Raw genomic sequence first — 21,565 nt, 5'->3', positions numbered from 1 at the left:
ACTTCATGAACCTGTTGCGCTTTCTGCTATTGACCCTCGCGCTCCTGGCACTGAGTGGATTCACGCCAGTGGCCTCGGCGTCCATGGACGACTGCCAGTTCAACCTGAGCCAGCCGGTGCTCGATTACGGGCTGATGAACCGGGCGATACGGCCGGATGCCGCACCGGAGCGCAACCTCGGTGAACGCCAGCTCAGCCTGACCTTGAGCTGTGCGCAGCCCATCGACATGAGCCTGTTCTACCGGGCGATGGCCGCGACCGCCGAACGCTTTCACTTTGCCGAACGCGGCAGCTATCAGATGCGTATTCGCGATGCCGTGCTCGATGGCCAATCGGTCGAGATCGGGTTGATTGCCGGGGTCGGTCAGCCGCCGGCAGAAATGGCGTCGAGCCTGATCTGGCGACCGGAGCACGGGATCGTCCCGGTGCAGGCCGGCGTGGCGGTGCAAGGGCGCAGTTTCTCGGCGCAGCTTCAGCTGACGGCCTGGGTTCAAGAGCAAGGCATGCAGGTGCGTGACGCGGTGACCTGGGAAGCCTTCGGGGTGTTCGACGCCGTCGCCGCCGGACGCACCCGCGAGGCGACCTTGCGCGCCCGCTTCGCTCCGGCGGCCTGCGAGCCGGTGCTGTCCAACGGCGGCGTGGTCGACTTCGGCACCCTGTCGAAAAAAGACCTGCACGCAGACCAGGACACACGCCTGCCGCCCAAGTCCTTGACGCTGAGGGTCGGCTGCGACGCGCCGACGTCCTTCGCCTTGATCATGCACGACAACCGCTCAGGCTCGGCGATGCTCGACAGCGAGATCGACTACGGCCTGGGCAAGGACGGCAGCGGCAACAGGATTGGCCGTTTTTCACTGCACGTCGACCCGGCCGACGCCAATGCCGACGGCTTCGCCCGCCTTTATCAAACCCACTCCAGCATCGCCGGCACAGCCTGGAACACCGGCAGCGCCAACCCGATCGCTATCGGCAAAAGCCGTTACCTGGCGTTCACCGACAACGACGGCAGCAGTGCCGGCCCGGTGCTGATCCAGAACCTCAGCACCACCGTGACCGTCGACGCCGTTATCGCCCCCACCCAAAGCCTGGACCTGAGCCGCGCCATCGAGCTCGATGGCGCGGGGACGATCGAGATTATTTACCTGTAACACCCAGCCCGATCCTGCTGGTTTCGCGGCGCACTTGAGCGGCCCGGGGCAGTCAGGACACAACCCTAGAAGTGAGCAAATAATGATCAAAAAGTACTTTGCAGCACTCTCCGCCACCGCACTGATTGGCGTTGCGCCTTATGCAGTGGCGGCTTCGAGCATTGACCTGACTGTCACAGGTCTCATCACGCCGAGAGCTTGCACTCCTTCGTTGTCCGATGGAGGAACGGTCGACGTCGGCCAGGTGCAGGCAAAAGACCTCAACCTGACAAGTGACACGATAGTAGGCAGTCATCCAATACAGCTGACGGTCGCGTGTGACGCGTCAACGCCATTTGCACTTAACGGTATTGATAACAAAGCCGGAACATCATCGTCCAACCTGTATTTCGGATTGGGCCTGACCAGCAATAACGAAAAAATAGGTTATTTCACGCCATCGATCCAAAGCGCGCTTGCGGACGGACAACCTGTGCACTCGATCAGATCAACTGATAACGGTGCGAGTTGGACGCGCATCTATCAGATCCTGAAGGATAACCTCACATCGGTAAGCGCTGTCGGCACTCTCACGCCAATCTCCGTGAAAGACCTCACGATGGAACTGATGATCTACACCTTCATTGCCCGCGCCGATAGCCTCACCTTAACCGACGATGTCACTATCGACGGTTCAGCCACATTTGAAATGAAGTACCTGTAAGCCGTGCATCTTGCCCGAGGTCCTGCTTCGGGCAAGGACTGATTCCGCTCACCACACACAGCGAAACCTGTCCCATGAAAAAGACTCCACACGCGCTGACGATGGCGATCTTCGTCCTGACGTCGCCGCTCACCTTGGCCACCTCATCGACAGGCCTGAGGGTCACAGGCCTCATCACCCCACTTGCCTGCACCCCGATGCTGTCCAACAGCGGCCTCGTCGATTACGGAAAAATCTCCCGGCAAGACCTGAACGTCGACAAACGCACTCGACTGCGCGACCAGACACTCGACCTCAACATTCAGTGCAATGCGCTCACGCGTTTTGCTCTGCTGATGCGCGACAACCGCGACGGCTCGGCCATCGTCAACAGCGAGATTTACTACGGCCTGAACCACGACCACAGCCACAATAAAATCGGCTTGTATTCGCTGAACTTCGATCCTGCCAGCACGGTGGTGGACGACCTGACGCAGGTCTATCGAACCGACTCGACCACGGGGGGCAAAGCCTGGAGCCCGTCGAACAGCCAGCCCATCCCGATGGGCTCCCGAAGCTATCTCGGCTTTACCGACAGCGCAGGCAGCAGCGCCGGCCCGATAGCCATCCGCAACCTGACCAGCCGGGTGACGGTCGAAACGGTCATCGCGCCCACCTCCGAACTGGACCTGAGTGCCGAAGTGCAACTCGACGGCTCGGCGACCCTGGACGTTGTTTACCTGTAGTTCAGACCTTTTCGCTGACGACCTGAACGTACAGCGAACGCCCGGCGCCGAGGCCGGCAACGATGGCGCCGAGGCCGATCACGCCAAAGATCCAGCCCAACGCGGTCCAGCCGCCCGTCCAGTCGTGCACGATCCCGACCGCGAACGGCCCCATCGACGCCAGGGTGTAACCGAAACCCTGGGCCATGCTCGACAGGTTGGCCGCCACATGGGCATCGCGCGAGCGCAGCACGATCAGGGTCAACGCGAGACTGAATGCACCGCCCTGGCCCAGGCCGAGCAGGATCGCCCAGCCCCACAGGCCTTCGATCGGTGCATAGAGACAGCCGAACAGGCCGCCGAGGGTCAGCAGCATGACCACCACGATCGCCAGCCGCTGATCCTTGCCGCGCGTCGCCAGCCAGGGCGCCGCCAGAGAACTGGCCAACTGGACGATCACCGAACCCGAGAGCACCAGACCGGCCTGGGTCGGAGTCAGGCCGCGACCGATCAGGATCGAGGGCAACCAGCCAAAGACGATGTACGCCAGGGATGATTGCAGGCCCATATACAACGTGACTTGCCAGGCCAGCGGATCACGCAACAGGCCGCGAACCCGATACGCGACGTTATGTGCGCCGTGTTTCTGCCCCACTTGCGGCAACCAGAAAACCGCCGCGACCAGCGCAGGCACTACCCAGAAGCCGAGGCCCAAGGCCCAGCTGTTATCGAAATGCTCGCTCAGCGGCACGGTCGCCCCTGCCGCCATCGCCGCGCCCAGACACAGGGCCATGGTGTACACGCCGGTCATGGTGCCGGCCTGTTTCGGGAAGTCGCGCTTGACGATGCCCGGTAACAAAACGCCAATCACACCGATGCTCGCGCCGCCCAGCACACTGCCGGCGAACAGGCCGATCTCACCGAAGGAACTGCGCAGGATGATTCCGCCGGCCAGCATCAACAGAATGCCCAACACCACGCGCTCGGCGCCAAAACGTCGCGCCAGCAAGGGCGCTAGCGGAGCAAACAAGCCGAGACAGAGCACCGGCAACGTCGTCAGCAACCCGGCCTGGGCCGCCGACAGGCCGAGGGTCTTCGACACTTCGCTCAGCATCGGCGCCATGCTCGACAACGCCGGACGCAGGTTCAGCGCCACCAGGATCAGCCCCAGCAGCAACAGCCATGGGCGACGCAGGACGGGATGACGCTGCTGGACCTCTTCGTCATCGGCCTCGGCGTCGATCAGCAGCTCTTCGAGTTCTGCCGTGCGCTTGGGTTGAGTGATGTTGCTGTTGCGGCTCGACATGGAGTTCTCGGTTTCAAGGTTCATTGATCAACTGCCTAGACAGGGCTTTGGCCCGTTCCGGGTCGCGTTGCTCGACGGCATCAAGCAGTTCGATATGCAGGTCGAACACCTCTTGGCGTCGCGGGGTGATGTTCAGGGTCTGGCGCAAATGCGCGCCGACGATGCTGGAGAAATAGCGATACAGCTCGCTGAGGGTCGGGTTGTGCGCGGCGTCCACCAGACGGCGGTGGAACACCAGATCGCAGGCGATGTAGCTGTCGAGATCGCCGTGATAGTGGCTGCCGCTGACACCCAATGCTTCGCGCAAGGCCACCAGATCCTCATCCGTTCGGCGCAGAGCAGCGAGACCGATGGCTTCGACTTCAAGGATGTGCCGGGTCTCGCGGGCCTGTTCATGGGAGCAGCGCGACAAGGCTTTCATGGTGTCCAGTGGATCGATCACCGCCCGCAAATAGCTGCCGTCGCCCTGACGGATTTCGATCAAACCGGAAAACGCCAATACACGCATGGCTTCACGCACGGTGTTGCGGCTGATGCCCAACTCGGCGGACAGCTCTGGCTCTGTGGGTAAACGCTGGCCGACCTGCCAGGCGCCAGCGTTGATGCGTTGGCGCAGTTGATCCAGCGCCTGATCGACCAGGGATCGCTTAACGAGTGGAGAAATGTCTGACATAGGATTCGCCCTTTCATCCAATCATAGGATGAATTTTCTGACATGTTAGTCAGCTATGCGTAGGACGGCAACCGCCCAAGTTCAAAGGGCAGGAGAGGAAGCGGGATTTTCGATTAGTAAGAATTACCCTTTGCTTGATCGGCATCCAGAATTACTGGGCGACGTGCAAATACTTCAAGAGGGTGCAGACTTGCAACGTCTATTGGTGGACCTCGATCGATCATCCCCCCTCCGCGCTCGCATCCTGACTGCAAACCGCAGACAAAAATAAACCCGGAACACTGTCCGGGTTTATTTCACTGCCAAGTGCCGATCAATGCAGGATCTGGCTCAGGAACATCTTCGTCCGATCGTTCTGCGGGTTGTCGAAGAAGTCGTTCGGCGCAGCCTGCTCGACGATTTCACCCTTGTCCATGAAGATCACACGATTGGCCACGGTACGGGCGAAGCCCATTTCGTGGGTCACGCAGAGCATGGTCATGCCGTCTTCGGCGAGGCCGATCATGGTGTCGAGCACCTCTTTCACCATTTCCGGGTCGAGTGCCGAAGTCGGTTCGTCGAACAGCATGATTTTCGGTTTCATGCACAAAGCACGGGCAATCGCCACACGCTGCTGCTGACCACCGGACAGTTGTCCCGGGAATTTATGCGCCTGTTCCGGAATGCGGACGCGCTCCAGGTAATGCATGGCGATTTCTTCGGCCTGGCGCTTGGGCATCTTGCGCACCCACATCGGTGCCAGCGTGCAGTTCTGCAGGATGGTCAGGTGCGGGAACAGGTTGAAGTGCTGGAACACCATGCCGACTTCACGACGGACCGTTTCGATCTGCTTGAGGTCGTTGGTCAATTCCACGCCATCGACCACGATGCGCCCCTGCTGGTGTTCTTCCAGACGGTTGAGGCAGCGGATGGTGGTCGACTTGCCGGAACCCGACGGGCCGCACAGGACGATTCGCTCGCCCTGCTTGACGTTCAGGTTGATATCTTTCAGCACGTGGAACTGGCCGTACCACTTGTTCACGCCCTGCATCTGAATAATGCCTTCAGGGCTCACAGGCTTTTTGATTGCTTCGCTCATTACAGAACTCCTAACGCTTGTGGCCAGTGTCGAGCTTGCGTTCCAGATGCATGGAATAGCGCGACATACCGAAACAGAAAATCCAGAACACCAGGGCCGCGAACACATAGCCTTCGGTGGCCATGCCCAACCATTTCGGGTCGGCGGCAGCTTGTTTGACGCTGTTGAGCAGGTCGAACAGGCCGATGATGATCACCAGGCTGGTGTCCTTGAACAGCGCAATGAAGGTGTTGACGATGCCAGGAATCACCAACTTCAGGGCTTGCGGCAGAATCACCAGCCCCATGCTGCGCCAGTAACCGAGGCCCATCGCTGCGGCTGCTTCGTACTGACCTTTGGGAATCGCTTGCAGACCGCCACGCACCACTTCGGCAACATAGGCCGACTGGAACAGGATCACGCCGATCAGCGCCCGCAGCAGTTTGTCGAAGTTCATGCCTTCAGGCAGGAACAACGGCAGCATCACCGAGGACATGAACAGCACCGTAATCAACGGCACGCCGCGCCAGAATTCGATGAAGGTCACGCAGACCACTCGAATCGCCGGCATGTTCGAACGACGGCCCAGCGCCAGCACGATCCCCAGCGGCAACGCACCGGCAATACCGACGGTGGCGATCACCAGGGTCAGCATCAGGCCGCCCCATTGGCTGGTCGCCACCTGGGTCAGGCCGAAAACGCCGCCATGCAACAGGCACCAGGCAATGATCGGGTACAGCACCAGGAAGCTCAGGCCGTAAACCGCTTTACGCGGGAAGCGCGAGATGAACAACGGTGCCACGCCGATGACTGCCAGCCACACGGTCAGGTCTACGCGCCAACGCAGTACCGGCGGGTAATAGCCGTACATGAACTGGCCGAAGCGCTGCTGGATGAACACCCAGCAGGCGCCTTCCTTGGTGCAGTCGGCCTGGGACGTGCCGACCCAGTTGGCGTCCAGGATCGCCCAATGCAGGATCGGCGGCACCACCAGGTAAATCAGGTAGAACGCGAACAGGGTCAGCGCGGTGTTCAGCCAGCTGGAGAACATGTTCGCGCGCATCCACGCCATCGGCCCGAAGACTTTGCTCGGTGGTGGCATGTCGGGTTTGAAAGTATGAGTACTCATGCGCTTTTCCTTACCGCTCGATCAGCGCAATGCGCTTGTTGTACCAGTTCATCAGCAGGGAAATGCTGATACTGATCGCCAGGTACACGCTCATGGTGATGGCAATCACCTCGATCGCCTGCCCGGTCTGGTTCAGCACCGTACCGGCAAACAAGGACACCATTTCCGGATAACCGATACCGGCCGCCAGCGAGGAGTTCTTCGCCAGGTTCAGGTATTGGCTGGTCAGCGGTGGAATGATCACGCGCATGGCTTGCGGGATGATCACCTTGCGCAGGGTCGGACCGTTGCGCAGGCCCAACGAGTGCGCCGCTTCGGTCTGGCCGTGGCTGACCGACTTGATACCCGAACGCACGATCTCGGCGATGAACGCCGCGGTGTACACGGTCAGGGCCAGGGTCAGCGCCAGCAGTTCCGGGATCAGCACCCAGCCACCAACGAAGTTGAAACCTTGCAGCTTCGGCATTTCCCAGTGCACGGGCGCGCCGAAGATCAATGCGCACAGCGCCGGGATCACCAGGAACAGCGCCAGGCCGACCCAGAATTTATGGAACGGTACGCCGGTCGCTTCGAAGCGTTTGGTCGCCCAGCGGCTCATCAGCACGATGGCGACAATGGCCACGACGATGCTGACCACAAACGGCCAGAAACCATCCGCCGTCAACGCGGCCGGCATGTTCAGGCCGCGGCTGCTGACGAAGAAGGTGTCGCCGAAGTTATGGCTGTTGCGTGGCCCTGGCATGGTCAGGAACACCGCGAAGTACCAGAACAGGATTTGCAGCAGCGGCGGAATGTTGCGGAAGACTTCCACATAAACAGTCGCCAGCTTGGCAATGATCCAGTTCTTCGACAGGCGTGAAACGCCGACGATGAAACCGAGGAGCGTCGCCAGGATGACCCCGATGAAGGTCACCAGCAGGGTATTGAGCAGGCCGATGACAAACACTCGGGCATAGCTGTCCGATTCGGTGTAGTCGATCAGGGTTTGAGCGATGCCGAAACCGGCACTGCGCTCCAGAAAGCTGAAGCCGGAAGTAATGCCCCGGTGTTGCAAGTTGGTCTGGGTGTTATCGAACAGATACCAGCCCATGGAGACCACCGCCACAATGGTGATGATCTGAAATAGCCACGCACGCACTTTGGGATCGCTGAGGCTGAGCCTCTGCTTTGGTGCGCCGATTGAATTTTGCATGAAGTGCCCCGGATGTAATGGAACAGAACATCACCCGGTGGTTGGCCCACCGGGTGATAGAACCATCAGCGCACTGGTGGTGCGTATTGAATGCCGCCAGCGTTCCACAAGGCGTTCAGCCCGCGGTCGATTTCCAGCGGAGTGCCTTTGCCGAGGTTTTTCTCGAACACTTCGCCATAGTTGCCCACTTGCTTGACGATCTGGACGACCCAGTCCTTCTTCACTTTCAAGTCTTTGCCGTATTCACCGTCGGTACCCAGCATACGTGCGACGTCCGGATTCTTGGTGGACTTGGCTTCGGCTTCGACGTTCTTCGAAGTGACACCAGCCTCTTCAGCGTTGAGCATGGCGTAGCCTACCCAGCGAACAATGGCCAGCCACTCGTCGTCGCCGTTACGCACGACCGGGCCCAGCGGTTCCTTGGAAATGGTTTCCGGCAGAACCACGTAGTCCTTCGGCGAAGCCAGCTTGCTGCGCTGAGCGAACAGTTGGGACTTGTCCGAGGTCAGTACGTCGCAACGACCGGATTCCAGCGACTTGGCGCTTTCATCGGAGGTGTCGAAGGTGATCGGGGTGTATTTCAGACCGTTGCCGCGGAAGTAGTCGGAAACGTTCAGCTCAGTGGTGGTACCGGCCTGGATGCAGATGGTCGCACCGTCGAGCTCTTTGGCACTCTTGACGCCCAGCTTGCTATTTACCAGGAAGCCAATGCCGTCGTAGTAGGTGATGAAGCCTGGGAACTTCAGGCCCATGCCCGCGTCACGGGAGCTGGTCATGGTGGTGTTGCGCGACAGAATGTCAATTTCGCCGGACTGCAGCGCGGTGAAGCGCTCTTTGGCGTTCAACTGGCTGAACTTGACCTTGGTCGCATCGCCGAAAACGGCAGCGGCCACAGCGCGGCAGAAGTCAGCATCGATACCGATGATCTTGCCAGTGGAGTCCGGAACCGAGAAACCCGGCAGACCGTCACTGACACCGCACTGTACGAAACCTTTCTTCTGCACTGCATCCAGGGTTGCACCCGCCTGAGCGAACCCGCTGACACCGAGCACTGCAGCTGCAGTCACGATGGCCAGGGTGGATTTCAACATCTTCATTCAAACCTCCAGTTTTGCTCTTGTTGTGTCGGAGCGTGAGTCCAGTCGCACCCTTATGAGGCGTAGTCGACCCGTGTTGGCTTTTTTTGGGGTCAACCGACGTAAAGACCTTAGCTATGAGTCTAGTAAGAGAAAATCCACATCATGGACAACTCACTTCTCACCAATCGGCCGAACGGGCTGTAGCCCTTTCACGTTCGCGAAGCCCGTAGCGGCCACTGGCGAACATCCATCACCGGATTCTTTGCTATCCCGCTGCCAGCAGTACACTGATAGTGTTACCGCAAGGCGCGAGATGGGTTGCACCGCTTTCACATAGCAAAGCCCGTACCAGACCGCTTGCCGATGCGGTTAAGGGACAGGTCAATAGCAAAACTTGTAACCTTGCGACATCTTCTTAACGGATCAACCCGACGCGCACTCACATCACGCACTTAATGAGAGCGCACGCACAAAATTGGAGCAGCCATGACCGAGCCCTTGATTCTTCAACCCGTAAAGCCCGCAGACGCCTGCGTTATATGGCTGCACGGCCTGGGCGCCGACCGCTACGACTTTCTGCCGGTTGCCGAAGCCTTGCAGGAAACCCTGCTGACCACCCGCTTCGTTCTGCCCCAGGCACCGACCCGCGCCGTGACCATCAACGGCGGTTACGAGATGCCAAGCTGGTACGACATATTGGCCATGAGCCCGGCGCGCGCGATCAGTCGTGAGCAGCTGGAAACGTCGGCGCAGAGAGTCTTTGATTTGATTGAAGAGCAGCGCGCCAGCGGAATAGACGCCTCGCGTATCTTTCTGGCAGGTTTTTCCCAGGGTGGCGCCGTGGTCTTGCACACCGCTTTCCTGAAGTGGCAGGGGCCGCTGGGTGGCGTACTTGCCCTCTCGACTTACGCACCGACCTTCAGCGATGAAATGGAGCTTTCGGCCAGCCAGCAACGCATTCCCGTGCTGTCGTTGCATGGCCAGTACGATGACGTCGTTCAAAACTCGATGGGCCGCACCGCCTACGAGTTTTTAAAGCAGCATGGTGTCACCGTGACATGGCAGGAATACCCAATGGGCCACGAAGTGTTACCCGAAGAAATTCGCGACATCGGCGTCTGGCTGGCCGAGCGTTTACGCTAAAAGCTACCCATTGATCCATCCCACTACGCCGCGCCCGATTCTTGCATTACACTGGCCGGCGTATATTCCTTAACCAATTGATGAGATGACCGTGCTCAAAGCACTCAAGAAAATGTTCGGTAAAAGCGAGACTGAGCAGCTCGCGCCAGTTCCCAGCGCTCCGTCTCATATCCCCAGCCACCGCACCGACGGTAATCAGCCTGGCCGGACCGCAACCGTAGCGGCACCGAAACACGAGCCTGTGACCACACCGGCCGCCCCCCTGTCGAGATTGTCGCCGCCGAGCCACCGCGCAGCGAATCGCCGAAACCGGCAAAACCGCGTCGCGAACCGAAACCGAAAGCGCCGGTCATTCCCTGGAAACTCGAAGACTTCGCCGTTGAACCCCAGGAAGGCAAAACCCGTTTCCACGATTTCAAACTCGCCCCGGAATTGATGCACGCCATCCAGGACCTGGGCTTCCCGTACTGCACGCCGATCCAGGCGCAAGTGCTGGGCTTCACCCTCGCGGGCAAAGACGCCATCGGTCGCGCCCAGACCGGCACCGGCAAAACCGCCGCGTTCCTGATTTCGATCATCACGCAACTGCTGGAAACCCCGCCACCCAAGGAACGCTACATGGGTGAACCGCGGGCGCTGATCATCGCGCCAACCCGCGAGCTGGTGGTGCAGATCGCCAAGGACGCCGCCGACCTGACCAAGTACACCGGCCTCAACGTCATGACGTTTGTCGGCGGCATGGACTTCGACAAGCAGCTCAAGCACCTCGAAGCCCGTCACTGCGACATCCTCGTGGCCACCCCGGGCCGCCTGCTCGACTTCAACCAGCGCGGTGACGTGCATCTGGACATGGTCGAAGTCATGGTGCTGGACGAAGCCGACCGCATGCTCGATATGGGTTTCATCCCGCAAGTGCGCCAGATCATTCGCCAGACGCCGCCGAAGAACGAACGTCAGACGCTGCTGTTCTCCGCAACCTTCACCGAAGACGTGATGAATCTCGCCAAGCAATGGACCACCGACCCGTCGATCGTCGAGATCGAATCGCAGAACGTGGCCAGCGAAAACGTCGAGCAACACATCTACGCCGTTGCCGGTGCCGACAAATACAAACTGCTCTACAACCTGGTCAACGACAACGGCTGGGAGCGGGTGATGGTGTTTGCCAACCGCAAGGATGAAGTGCGGCGCATTGAAGAGCGCCTGGTGCGTGACGGCGTCAACGCCGCGCAACTGTCCGGCGACGTGCCGCAGCACAAGCGCATCAAGACCCTGGAAGGTTTCCGCGAAGGCAAGATCCGCGTGCTGGTCGCCACTGATGTGGCCGGTCGCGGCATCCACATCGACGGCATCAGCCACGTGATCAACTTCACCCTGCCGGAAGTCCCGGACGACTACGTGCACCGCATCGGCCGTACCGGTCGTGCTGGCGCAGAGGGCGTGTCTATCAGCTTCGCCGGTGAAGATGACTCCTACCAGCTACCGTCCATCGAGGCATTGCTGGGTCGGAAAATCAGCTGTGAAACACCGCCGACGCATCTACTGCGGGCGGTTGAGCGCAAGCGCCCGTAACTCGGCCCTTGCTGAAAGAGGCGCAGCCGGAAACGGACTGCGCTTTTTTTTCGTCCCGATGTTGCCCGATACAACTAAAAGTCCATAATGGACAAATTAGTTTACTTTCAGCGCCCGGAGCCGACCATGTCCAGTACGCCTTATGTGATCACCCAACCCCAGGCCCGCGAACTGCTGGCGCAGGTCGACGTGCCGCAGATCCTGCGCAAGCTGTTTCGCGACCTGGCGGCCGGGCAAGCGGTGCAACCGGCGCAGCAGCTGGTGGAATTCCCTCAGGGTGCCGGCGACTTCATCAACTATCTGGGCGTGCTGGCTGAAGATGGCGTCTACGGGGTCAAGACTTCGCCGTACATCGTGCGCGAACAAGGTCCGCTGGTGACGGCCTGGACATTGTTGATGTCGATGCAGACCGGCCAACCGTTACTGCTGTGCGATGCCGGCGAACTGACCACCGCACGCACGGCCGCGACCACCGCCGTCGCCGTCGATGCCCTCGCTCCGCTGAAGGCGCAGCGCCTGGCGATTATCGGCAGCGGCAAGGTGGCTCAGGCACACCTGCATTACGTTAAAGATCTGCGTGACTGGCAAAGCATCAGCCTCTATTCCCCGAGCCTGAGCGATAAAAACCCTGAAACGCTGGCACAGCTAAAACGCCTCGATCCACGCCTGACCATCGCCGACAGTCGCGAAGCGGCGATTGAAGATGCCGACGTGATCATGCTGTGCACCTCGTCCGCCGGCCCGGTGATCGATCCCTCGAAGCTGAGCAAACCGGCGCTGATCACCTCCATCAGCACCAACGCCCCGCGCGCCCATGAAGTCCCGCCGCAGAGCCTCAATGACATGCAGGTGTTCTGCGACTATCGTCTGACTACCCCGGGCTCGGCGGGCGAAATGCTGATTGCGGGGGAACAACATGGCTGGGACAAGTGCTTGATTGTCGGCGACCTGCCTGATTTGCTCAGCGAAAAGGTCCCGCGTCCCGACTACGATCGTCATGTGTTCTTTCGTTCGATCGGCCTGGGCCTGGAAGACATCGCACTGGCCAATGCCATCTACCGCCTACAACCCTGACACCACAATCCCCTGTGGGAGCGAGCCTGCTCGCGATAGCGGTTAATCAGTCAACATTGGTTTCGACTGATCCAACGCTATCGCGAGCAAGCTCGCTCCCACAGGGGACTTCCACAATTTCGGCATTTGCGCTCGACAGGAGACGTTCATGAGCCAGGCAGATTTCATCATCATCGGCGGCGGGATTGCCGGCGCTTCCACCGGTTTCTGGCTGTCGCAGCATGCTCGGGTGATTGTGCTCGAACGCGAATCCCATCCGGCTTATCACTCCACCGGACGCTCCGCTGCGCTCTACACCGCCGCGTATGGCACACCGCAGGTTCGCGCGCTGACCCAAGCCAGCCGCGAATTCTTCGACGCCCCGCCAGTCGGTTTCTGCGAACACCCGCTGCTGACCCCGCGTGGCGAGATGACCGTGGACTTCACCGGCGACCCGGCCGAGCTGAACAATCAATACCTGAGCGCCAAGGCCACGGTGGCGGAAATGCAACTGCTCAGTGCCGACGAAGCCTGCGCGCGCCTGCCGATACTGCGCCGTGAAAAAGTCCATGGTGCGATCTACGACCCGACTGCCAGCGACATCGACACCGATGCCCTGCATCAGGGTTACTTGCGCGGTATCCGTCGCAATAAAGGCGAAGTCCACACCGACAGCGAAGTGCTGAGCCTGACCCGCAATGCAGAAGGCATGTGGCAGGTTCAAACCAACAACCAGACTTTCAGCGCACCGATCATCATCAACGCGGCAGGCGCGTGGGCCGACAAGATCGGCGAGCTGGCTGGCGCCAAGTCGTTGGGCCTGCAACCGAAGCGGCGCGCGGCGTTCATCTTCGCCGGCCCCGAGGGCGTGGACATCCACCATTGGCCGATGCTGGTCAGCCTCGACGAATCGTTCTACATGAAACCCGACGCCGGAATGTTCCTCGGCTCGCCAGCCAACGCCGACCCGGTGGAGCCGCACGACGTGCAGCCCGAAGAGCTGGACATCGCGATGGGCATCTACCAGATCGAAGAAGCCACCACCCTGACCATCCGCCGTCCGACCCGCACCTGGGCCGGTCTGCGCAGCTTCGTAACGGACGGAGACCTGATCTGCGGCTTCGATCAACATGTGCCAGGGCTGTTCTGGGTCGCGGCGCAAGGCGGCTACGGCATCCAGACATCACCTGCCATGGGCCAGGCCAGCGCAGCGCTGGTACGCGGTGAAGCCTTGCCCGAACAGCTCAGCCGTTTCGGCCTGGACGCCGAGATGCTCTCCCCTGCCCGCCTGGGTTGATTTTCGTCCTCAGGTGACGTGTCGACCCGATTGCGGCAAACTTCCAGCGCCCTTTTTGCAGGGCGCTGACGCTGCCTGGAGTTCCACCGTATGAACGCACCTGAAAAAGACCCGGCCATGGACAACTACCGGGCGATCGCCGATGCGATCGCTACGTTGTTCTTCCCTCATGCCGAGGTGGTGCTGCACGATCTGCGCACGCAAAAAATCGATTACATCGCCAACAATCTGTCCAAGCGGGAAGTGGGCGATGACGCGGCACTCGAGGACATGCTCAGCGACGATGTCAGCGAACGGAACATCGGGCCCTACGAAAAGCTCAATTGGGATGGCCAGAAGATTCGCAGCCTGAGCAGTGTCTTGCGCGACAGCGATGGCCACCCACTGGCGGTGCTGTGCATCAACCTGAACATCTCGCTGTTCGAAAATGCCAAGGCCGCGCTCGACCTGTTCCTGTCACCAAGCAAACTGATTCCGCAGCCGGACTCACTGTTTCGTGATGACTGGCAGGAGCGCATCAATACCTTCCTGCACGCCTGGCTGCGCGAACGTCAGCTGAGCCTGAACCTGCTGACGCGCGACCACAAACGCGAACTGGTGCTGGCGTTGCACGCCGAAGGGGCCTTCAAGGGCAAAAGCGCTTCGAACTATGTGGCCAATGTGCTGAACATGGGGCGGGCGACTGTTTACAAGCATTTGAAGGAATTGAAGGGCTGAGCCCTGAGGTGTTTGTTGCCTGATCTGACGCCATCGCAGGAACGCCGCCCGGCGGCGTTCCTGCGATGCGGTTGATCAATCGCCGTAGATGTCAGCCTTGAAGTACTTCTCGGAAATCTTCTGATACTCGCCACTCGCACGAATGCCATCAATGGCAGTATTCAACTGGCTCACCAGCTCGGTGTTGCCCTTGCGCACCGCAATCCCGGCACCCTCGCCCACGTACTTCGGATCCTTCAACTCCGGCCCGACAAAGGCATAGCCCTTGCCACGCGGCATCGCCAGGAAGTCACTCAACGGGATGGTGTCGGCAAAAATGGCGTCGAGGCGACCGGCTGCCAGGTCCATGTAGATTTCTTCGTTGTTGCCGTAGCGCTTGACGTTGATGCCCTTCGGTTCAAACACCTCGGTGGCGTAACGGTCGGTAGTGGTGGCACGCTGCACACCGACGGTCTTGCCCTTGAGGCTGGCGTATTGGTCATCCACGGACGCGCCTTCCTTCATCACCAGACGCGATGAAGTGAAGTAGTACTTGTGGGAGAAATCCACCGACTTCTTGCGGTCTTCGTTGATGGTCATGGACGACAGCGCCATGTCGATTTTCTTCACTTTCAAGGAAGGAATCAGACCGTCGAACTCGCCTTCGACCCACACGCACTTGACCTTCATTTGCGCACACAGGGCATTGCCGATGTCGTAGTCGAAACCGACGATCTCGCCCTTGTCGGTTTTCGACGCGAAGGGCGGATAAGCGGCTTCGATGCCGATGCGCAGGGTTTTTTCGGCGGCGAACAGCGTGCTGCACGCGAACAGGCTCAGCGCCAGACCGGTGATGAGGGGGAATTTCTTCATGTTCGTTCTCTCGCGGGTTGTTGTTGGTTTGGCAAGACAGAAGAAAGAGCTGGAAACGGGGAAACGCCTTTTTTGTACTTATAATTCCATACTGGACTTTTATGTATTGATCGTCAATTGGGGAGAATGGAGATGTGCCGGCCGGTGGTCGGGCGAGGGTCATTGGGATTTTTGGTGTTGCTGATGGCCTCTTCGCGGGCAAGCCTCGCTCCTACAGGTTTTGTGTTGTTCACAAAATGTGCGCACGACACAAAACCTGTAGGAGCGAGGCTTGCCCGCGAAGGCATACTGGCAGACACCGCAGGAATCACTGCTTCCAGCGATCCGCCGCCGCATGATCGCTGTCACGCCCTTCCACCCAACGCGGTCCGTCTCGGGTGTTTTCCTTCTTCCAGAACGGCGCACGGGTTTTCAGGTAGTCCATGACAAAGGCGCAGGCGTCGAACGCCGCCTGGCGATGGGCGCTGGCGGCGCCGACGAAGACGATCGGTTCGCCCGGTTCAAGGGCGCCGATCCGGTGCAGCACTTCAAGCTTGAGCAGCGGCCAGCGCTGTTCAGCCTCCAGGGCGATTTTGCCGAGGGCTTTTTCGGTCATGCCCGGATAGTGCTCGAGAAACATCCCGGACACATCGAGCCCGTCATTGAAGTCGCGCACATAGCCGACAAAACTCACCACCGCCCCGACGCCAACATTGGCGGCGTGCATGGCATTGACTTCCGCACCCGGATCGAAGGCCGTGGACTGCACGCGAATCGCCATGTCAGCCCCCGGTCACGGTCGGAAAGAACGCCACTTCGTCACCGTCAGTCACCGGTTCGTCGAGCTGGCAGAGGTCCTCGTTGCGGGCGCACATCAAGTTCTGCTCGCTCAGCACCTCGGCACCGTCACGCTGAGCCAGCAATGCACGGACGTCGTCGACCGTGGCGAAATCGCCTTCAACCTTGATTGAGTCCACGCCAAGCGCTTCGCGGTAGCGGGCAAAAAACTTCACGGTGACGTTCATGGTTGATCTGCCTGGAAATGGCCGCTCTTGCCACCGAGTTTTTCCAGCAGCCGCACGCTTTCGATGGTCATGCCACGATCCACGGCCTTGCACATGTCGTAGATCGTCAGCGCGGCGACACTGGCGGCGGTCAGGGCTTCCATCTCGACGCCGGTCTGTCCCGACAACTTGCAGCGCGCGACGATGCGCACGGTGTCATCGCCTTCGGCACTCAGCTCGACCTTGACGCCGGTGAGCATCAGCGGATGGCACAGGGGAATCAGATCGCTGGTCTTCTTCGCAGCCTGAATGCCGGCGATGCGCGCCACGGCGAACACATCACCCTTGGGGTGACCGCCGCTGACGATCATCTGCAGGGTTTCGGGGAGCATGCGCACCAGCGCTTGAGCGGTTGCCTCACGGAACGTCACGGCTTTTTCGGTGACGTCGACCATATTGGCGCGACCTTGGGAATCGAGATGAGTCAGCACAGGTTTACTCCTGATCAGGAGCGTCGATTGTAAACCTGTGGGTCAAATTTCCGCACGTTTGATTATTGGATGAATGGCCCTTGCAGGAGCGAGGCTTGCCCGCGAAGGCGGCGTGTCAGACAGATTGATGTTGAATGTGCGGTCGTCTTCGCGGGCAAGCCTCGCTCCTGCATGGGGATTTGTGTTGGGCATAAAAAAACCGGGCGGCTTTTGGGGCCGCCCGGTTCTGGTGACGTAGTTACAAATGCGTTTCGGCGTATTCGGCCAGAATCGAACGTGGCACCCCTTGCAGGGTGATGTGTACACCGTTGGGAAAATCCTTGAAGCGTTCGGTCAGGTATGTCAATCCGGAGCTGGTCGCGGACAGGTAAGGGGTGTCGATCTGCGCCAGGTTGCCCAGGCACACCACTTTGGAACCGGCGCCGGCACGGGTGATGATGGTTTTCATCTGGTGCGGTGTCAGGTTCTGGCATTCATCAATCAGGATCAGACTCTGCTGGAAGCTGCGACCTCGAATGTAGTTGAGGGATTTGAACTGCAACGGGACTTTGCTGAGGATGTAATCGACGCTGCCATGGGTGTTTTCGTCATCCATGTGCAAGGCTTCAAGGTTGTCGGTGATGGCGCCCAGCCAAGGCTCCATTTTTTCCGCTTCGGTGCCGGGCAGGAAACCGATTTCCTGGTCCAGGCCCTGCACGCTGCGCGTCGCGATGATCCGGCGGTAGCGCTTGCTGACCATGGTCTGCTCGATCGCCGCCGCCAGGGCCAGGATGGTTTTACCGGAGCCGGCAGCACCCGACAGGTTGACCAGGTGGATGTCCGGGTCAAGCAAGGCGTATAGCGCCAGGCTCTGATAGATGTCACGGGGTTTAAGGCCCCACGCTTCCTGGTGCAGCAGCGGTTCCTGGTGCAGGTCAAGGATCAGCAGCCGGTCTTCCTCTATCTCCTTGATCCAGCCGACGAAGCCCTGTTCGTCAATGATGAACTCGTTGATGTGGACGGCCGGCAGGTTGTCGATCAATTGCACCTGATGCCAGGTGCGACCGTGATCCTGACGGGTTTCGACATTCCTCACCCGGTCCCAGAAGGAGCCGTCCATGTTGTGATAACCGTTGGGTAGCAGCGACACATCATCGACCAGTTGGTCGGTGCTGTAGTCCTCGGCCGCGATCCCGCAAGCCCGGGCCTTGAGGCGCATGTTGATGTCTTTGGTGACCAGCACCACGGGCAGCTTTGGTTCGCGCGCGTGCAGGTCGATCAACTGGTTGATGATGATGTTGTCGTTCAGGTGTTCGGGAAGAATGATGTTCGGTTCGGCACGCTTGCTCATCAGAATTGACAGCAAACCCTTGGGCCCACTCTTGCCGCGCTGGATCGGCACACCGAGCTCGACGTCTTCGGGGCTGGCATCGCCGAGGGTCTTGTCGATCAGGCGAATCGCCTGACGGCATTCTGCGGCCACGCTGTGATGCCCGCTCTTGAGCTTGTCCAGCTCCTCAAGCACGGTCATCGGGATGGCAACGTGGTGTTCTTCGAAATTAAGCAGGGCGTTTGGATCGTGAATCAATACGTTGGTATCGAGTACATAAAGGATTGGCTGGTTGGAGGAAGAACTACGTCCGTGATCATCCATACTCGGTCACCTTTGTGGGAGCCATTCGACGCAATACCGTGACAGTGCTGCGCCTCGAAGTGGCCACCGAATTCACCTGCGAGGATTCAAGTGAACTGCGAACAAGTAGGGTCTTGGAAGACGCCACCTGTGTTGCAGGTTTCGGCGGTCTGTCTTCGTAATACTCCAAAACCCATGACAGAAAAAAGTACTTTGACGTTTTTTTGAAGTTTATTTTTCAGAGTGACCAATAGCACTAGGCGGATGGCCATCACCCCGTTAAAGTCGGAAGTCCGCCTGCATCGAAATCTGCTCGAAAATCACCCCGCCACGCCCTCCTCCCCAATGATTCCGGGCTTTTTACGGTTTCAGCGAAACGCGTCCTGACAGTCCTCCCAACCGATCCCGCTTTGCGCCGTTTGCGTGATGAGCCAGGGCATCGCCGTTTTCACCGCATCCTGCTTCACATTGAAGTTGATCACCCCATGTCGCCATAGCAGCATCAGCGTCAACACGCGCTGGGCGCTCGGGTTGCCCTTGAGCTTGCCGGCGCCATCCTGGGCATCGATGTCCCACAGTGCCACCTGCAAACCCTGAGCCTTGAAGAAGCCTTCGGCGTCAGAACGACGCTGGCCATCGGGCGGACGGAACAGCGGCACGTAATTCTCCGGCAGTTTGCTTTTGACCAGCTCGACGCTGCGGCGCACCGAGTCCTGCCAGTCCTGCCAGTGGCTGTGGGAGCGAAACTCCCAGCCTTGCACGCCAATGCACTGCGTTGAATAGGTCGCTTGCAGACTGGCCACCGAGCGCTCGGCCAGACGCGCCTGAATGTCTTTGCCCAGCACGAAGAAGGTGCCGCTCATGTTCGACTTGCGCAGGTACTCGGTGACCCAGCCGGTGTTGTCCGGCGTGATATTGGCGGCGCTGTCGAACGTCAGCAAAAACAGCCGGTCATGCATCTCTTCGCCGTTGCGCTCATAGTCACCAAAACGATCGACTTCGCTGCTGCTCTGCGGAAACAGGGCCGCCTTGCGCAGTTGCTCATCCAGATACTGGGCGTGGAACAACCGGCTCGGCTCCGACCACTTGATGTAATAGCTGTCGTCGCTGACCTGAAACTTGGCCGCTTGCTGGCGCAGGGTGTCCATGTCCTCGACGAGGAAACAGAAGGAGGCATCCTGATCGCAGCTCTGCTGGGCGAAGTTGTAGTTGGTCAGCAGTCGCTGCCACAGGCGCTGGCGCAGGTTGTTGACGGCCTCCAGATTAATCTTGCGCAGGCCCAGACGCTGGGCCAGGCTCGCTTCATCCAGCGACTCGCTCGCCAGCAGCACCCGCGAAAACATGAGGATTTCGGCGCGTGATGCCACGTCGAACAGCGTCGGGCTGCTGAGCTTTTCCGGCCAGGTGCTGCGATCAAGCGTCGCCACATCGCCCGGCGCCGCCATGGCACCAAAGCTCAATAGCCAGGCCGATAATAGAAAAACGATACGCAATGGGATGTCTCCATAACAAAACCCGCGCGGCACTATAGCTGATCCTGCCCATATTCCCGCAGCCGCACTGACCCCCGTAGGAGCGAGGCTTGCCCGCGAAGGCGGTGTGTCAGTTGGCATCACCGGTAACTGGCACACCGCCTTCGCGGGCAAGCCTCGCTCCTGCAGGGTTTGTGCAACACCACCGATCACCTATGGACTTGATAGCTGGAGTCAACCGGTCCAACCCCCTAGAATCGCCCCCACGATTAAAGGAGACGACTTCATGCTGATGGTGATTTCCCCCGCCAAGACCCTCGACTACGAAACACCGCCGGCGACCCAGCGCTTCACCCAGCCGCAATACCTGGACCACTCCCAGGAATTGATCATGCAACTGCGCGACCTGACGCCCGCGCAGATCAGTGAGTTGATGCACGTCTCCGACAAGATCGGCGGCCTCAACGCCGCGCGTTTCGGCAGCTGGACGCCAGCGTTCACACCGGAAAACGCCAAGCAGGCATTGCTCGCCTTCAAGGGTGACGTTTACACCGGCCTCAACGCACAAACTTTCAGCGAAGCCGATTTCGATTACGCGCAACAGCACTTGCGCATGCTCTCAGGCCTGTACGGCCTGCTGCGTCCTCTGGACCTGATGCAACCGTATCGTCTGGAGATGGGCACCAAACTGGCGAATGCCCGTGGCAAGGACCTGTACGCGTTCTGGGGCACCCGGATCAGCGAATGGCTGAACGAAGCCCTGGCCGATCAGGGCGACGACGTGTTGTTGAACCTGGCCTCCAACGAGTACTTCTCGGCGGTCAAACGCAGTGCCCTTAACGCACGCATTATTAATACCGACTTCAAGGACCTTAAGAACGGCCAATACAAGATCATCAGCTTCTACGCGAAAAAAGCGCGCGGAATGATGAGTCGTTTTGTCATTGAAGAGCGCGTCAACGACCCGGCAGACCTCAAAAACTTTGACGTTCAAGGCTATCGCTACAGCGCCGAACAGTCTAAACCGGACCATCTGGTGTTCCTGCGCGATCACGCGCCAGAGTAAGCACCTGACCGGCGCACGACGGCAAAAAATCGTCGTGCGTCGACGTCTGATCGTCCAACAATTCCCCACCTTGTTCGCCGACTTATTGGCGCCAGAAATCCATCGCCTGATTTTCTAACTTTAGTTTCACTCGACTTTGATGTTTTTTTTCAGTAGTGGCACTGAAATTTTTTATCAGTAGTGGCACAAAACTATCTGACTCGATAATAAGCCTATATATAAAGGGCCAAACGGCAAGTGCTATCAATCTGAGAGCAGTGCCATCTTTCCCAATATTTCAAGAAATTTCAGAATCGGCGATGGGCGGGCAGGAACT

At 59.3% G+C, this 21,565-nt stretch carries 20 protein-coding genes and 1 pseudogene; 9 read left to right on the top strand and 12 right to left on the bottom strand.

The window, feature by feature from the left end; translation table 11 throughout:
• Positions 1 to 5 precede the first annotated feature (5 nt).
• The 3 genes from HP062_RS26395 to HP062_RS26385 all read left to right on the top strand — a co-directional run bounded on the left by HP062_RS26395 (position 6) and on the right by HP062_RS26385 (position 2,576).
• The gene (locus HP062_RS26395) at positions 6 to 1,148 is read left to right on the top strand and encodes a DUF1120 domain-containing protein (RefSeq protein ID WP_172792295.1); all 1,143 of its coding nucleotides are present in this window, start codon (positions 6 to 8) and stop codon (positions 1,146 to 1,148) included.
• A gap of 82 nt (positions 1,149 to 1,230) precedes the next feature.
• Positions 1,231 to 1,851 carry a DUF1120 domain-containing protein gene (locus HP062_RS26390; protein ID WP_010463086.1) on the top strand — a complete coding sequence of 207 codons (621 nt, stop codon included), beginning with the start codon at positions 1,231 to 1,233 and terminating at the stop codon, positions 1,849 to 1,851.
• A gap of 74 nt (positions 1,852 to 1,925) precedes the next feature.
• Entirely contained in the window at positions 1,926 to 2,576 is a 651-nt protein-coding gene (locus HP062_RS26385; protein WP_172792294.1) for a DUF1120 domain-containing protein, read from the top strand.
• A gap of 1 nt (position 2,577) precedes the next feature.
• Here the strand turns inward: HP062_RS26385 and HP062_RS26380 are convergent, their stop codons facing one another.
• From HP062_RS26380 to HP062_RS26355, 6 genes are all read right to left on the bottom strand, one after another.
• Positions 2,578 to 3,885 (bottom strand): CynX/NimT family MFS transporter, encoded by a 1,308-nt coding sequence (locus HP062_RS26380; protein ID WP_010463088.1) that lies wholly within the window; start codon positions 3,883 to 3,885, stop codon positions 2,578 to 2,580.
• The gene (locus HP062_RS26375) at positions 3,875 to 4,534 is read right to left on the bottom strand and encodes a FadR/GntR family transcriptional regulator (protein WP_010463089.1); all 660 of its coding nucleotides are present in this window, start codon (positions 4,532 to 4,534) and stop codon (positions 3,875 to 3,877) included. Before HP062_RS26375 ends, HP062_RS26380 begins: the two co-directional genes overlap by 11 nt.
• Positions 4,535 to 4,847: 313 nt before the next feature.
• Complete coding sequence (locus HP062_RS26370) at positions 4,848 to 5,612, bottom strand: amino acid ABC transporter ATP-binding protein (protein WP_010463090.1); 765 nt, start codon at positions 5,610 to 5,612, stop codon at positions 4,848 to 4,850.
• A 10-nt stretch (positions 5,613 to 5,622) separates the two neighbouring features.
• The gene (locus HP062_RS26365; protein ID WP_083374957.1) at positions 5,623 to 6,720 is read right to left on the bottom strand and encodes an amino acid ABC transporter permease; all 1,098 of its coding nucleotides are present in this window, start codon (positions 6,718 to 6,720) and stop codon (positions 5,623 to 5,625) included.
• A 10-nt stretch (positions 6,721 to 6,730) separates the two neighbouring features.
• Positions 6,731 to 7,912, bottom strand: coding sequence for an amino acid ABC transporter permease (locus HP062_RS26360; protein WP_010463092.1), 1,182 nt, complete (start codon positions 7,910 to 7,912; stop codon positions 6,731 to 6,733).
• A gap of 65 nt (positions 7,913 to 7,977) precedes the next feature.
• Positions 7,978 to 9,009, bottom strand: coding sequence for an amino acid ABC transporter substrate-binding protein (locus tag HP062_RS26355; RefSeq protein ID WP_010463093.1), 1,032 nt, complete (start codon positions 9,007 to 9,009; stop codon positions 7,978 to 7,980).
• 468 nt (positions 9,010 to 9,477) lie between these two features.
• Between HP062_RS26355 and HP062_RS26350 the strand changes: the two genes are divergently transcribed.
• The 5 genes and pseudogenes from HP062_RS26350 to HP062_RS26330 all read left to right on the top strand — a co-directional run bounded on the left by HP062_RS26350 (position 9,478) and on the right by HP062_RS26330 (position 14,773).
• Positions 9,478 to 10,134: an alpha/beta hydrolase gene (locus tag HP062_RS26350; protein WP_010463094.1), complete on the top strand. Its 657-nt coding sequence runs from the start codon at positions 9,478 to 9,480 to the stop codon at positions 10,132 to 10,134.
• Positions 10,135 to 10,219: 85 nt separating this feature from the next.
• Positions 10,220 to 11,706 (top strand): annotated as a pseudogene (gene rhlB, locus HP062_RS26345) (ATP-dependent RNA helicase RhlB).
• Positions 11,707 to 11,832: 126 nt separating this feature from the next.
• Positions 11,833 to 12,780, top strand: coding sequence for an ornithine cyclodeaminase family protein (locus tag HP062_RS26340; protein WP_172792293.1), 948 nt, complete (start codon positions 11,833 to 11,835; stop codon positions 12,778 to 12,780).
• 148 nt (positions 12,781 to 12,928) lie between these two features.
• A complete protein-coding gene (locus tag HP062_RS26335; protein ID WP_154911848.1) occupies positions 12,929 to 14,056 on the top strand; it encodes an FAD-binding oxidoreductase in 1,128 nt (375 codons plus the stop codon).
• Between the two features lie 90 nt (positions 14,057 to 14,146).
• A complete protein-coding gene (locus HP062_RS26330; protein WP_010463098.1) occupies positions 14,147 to 14,773 on the top strand; it encodes a transcriptional regulator in 627 nt (208 codons plus the stop codon).
• Positions 14,774 to 14,848: 75 nt separating this feature from the next.
• On the opposite strand, the gene HP062_RS26325 is transcribed toward HP062_RS26330, so the two are convergent.
• The 6 genes from HP062_RS26325 to HP062_RS26300 form a co-directional block, all read right to left on the bottom strand.
• A complete protein-coding gene (locus HP062_RS26325) occupies positions 14,849 to 15,625 on the bottom strand; it encodes an ABC transporter substrate-binding protein (RefSeq protein WP_010463099.1) in 777 nt (258 codons plus the stop codon).
• A 307-nt stretch (positions 15,626 to 15,932) separates the two neighbouring features.
• On the bottom strand, positions 15,933 to 16,385 hold the full coding sequence (moaE, locus tag HP062_RS26320; RefSeq protein ID WP_102593963.1) for a molybdopterin synthase catalytic subunit MoaE: 453 nt from the start codon (positions 16,383 to 16,385) through the stop codon (positions 15,933 to 15,935).
• Between the two features lies 1 nt (position 16,386).
• A complete protein-coding gene (moaD, locus tag HP062_RS26315; RefSeq protein ID WP_010463101.1) occupies positions 16,387 to 16,629 on the bottom strand; it encodes a molybdopterin converting factor subunit 1 in 243 nt (80 codons plus the stop codon).
• A complete protein-coding gene (gene moaC / locus HP062_RS26310; RefSeq protein ID WP_059406245.1) occupies positions 16,626 to 17,099 on the bottom strand; it encodes a cyclic pyranopterin monophosphate synthase MoaC in 474 nt (157 codons plus the stop codon). The genes moaD and moaC overlap by 4 nt, the downstream gene beginning before the upstream one ends.
• 238 nt (positions 17,100 to 17,337) lie before the next feature.
• Complete coding sequence (locus tag HP062_RS26305; protein ID WP_145306896.1) at positions 17,338 to 18,732, bottom strand: PhoH family protein; 1,395 nt, start codon at positions 18,730 to 18,732, stop codon at positions 17,338 to 17,340.
• A 347-nt stretch (positions 18,733 to 19,079) separates the two neighbouring features.
• Positions 19,080 to 20,204 (bottom strand): polysaccharide deacetylase family protein, encoded by a 1,125-nt coding sequence (locus tag HP062_RS26300; RefSeq protein ID WP_042932353.1) that lies wholly within the window; start codon positions 20,202 to 20,204, stop codon positions 19,080 to 19,082.
• 265 nt (positions 20,205 to 20,469) lie between these two features.
• Between HP062_RS26300 and yaaA the strand changes: the two genes are divergently transcribed.
• Positions 20,470 to 21,249: a peroxide stress protein YaaA gene (yaaA, locus tag HP062_RS26295; protein WP_010463107.1), complete on the top strand. Its 780-nt coding sequence runs from the start codon at positions 20,470 to 20,472 to the stop codon at positions 21,247 to 21,249.
• Positions 21,250 to 21,565: the final 316 nt, after the last annotated feature.

It is taken from the genome of Pseudomonas sp. B14-6 (assembly GCF_013260315.1).
GTDB classification, from domain to species: Bacteria; Pseudomonadota; Gammaproteobacteria; order Pseudomonadales; family Pseudomonadaceae; genus Aquipseudomonas; species Aquipseudomonas mandelii.
The sequence above is the reverse complement of the archived record's forward strand: the minus strand, read 5'-3'. Positions and strand labels throughout refer to the sequence as shown.